Origin of the sequence: Aureimonas sp. SK2, from assembly GCF_029813115.1 — a bacterium.
In the GTDB taxonomy this organism is placed as follows: Bacteria; Pseudomonadota; Alphaproteobacteria; order Rhizobiales; family Rhizobiaceae; genus Aureimonas.
In genome coordinates this window covers 1-457 of record NZ_JAPZDS010000078.1, presented here as the reverse complement: position 1 = coordinate 457, position 457 = coordinate 1, and the positions used below count along the sequence as shown (strand labels likewise).

1 protein-coding gene is annotated in these 457 nt (G+C 73.5%); it reads right to left on the bottom strand.

Going from position 1 to position 457, the window contains the following annotated elements; all coding sequences use genetic code 11:
* Nucleotides 1-457: efflux RND transporter periplasmic adaptor subunit (locus tag O5O54_RS22285; RefSeq protein WP_279484035.1), on the bottom strand; the 457-nt coding region annotated here is incomplete at both ends.

The following is a 457-nucleotide window of genomic DNA, read 5'->3' as shown; positions in this document are numbered from 1 at the left end:
GGAGTTGACGCCCGCCGTAACGATGCGCATGCCCGCCTCGATGCCCGAGGTGATCCGCACCTCGCCGCGGCTGCTGGCCTCAAAGGTGACGGCGCGCCGGGCGACGCGGCCGGCGGCCTCGTCCACCACCCAGACGGAGGCTTCCGCGCCCGTCCGCTTGAGCGCCGTGTCGGGCAGGCGGATCTCGCCTTCCGAGCCCGTGTCGCGCCGCGCGTCGACAGTCGTGCCGACGCGGAAGGCCGGCGGCGGGTCGTCGAGCGTGATCAGGACGCGCCGGGTGCGCGTCGCGCTGTCGGAGCGCGGTGCGATCTCGCGCACCCGCCCGCTCGTGACGCGCGAAGGATCGATCTGCAGCGAGATGAGGAATGCCTGCCGGGGCGCGAGCGCATCGACCTCTTCGTCGCTGACGTCGACCGCCGCCTCGCGAACGTCGGTCTGGGCGACCGTCACGGCGACA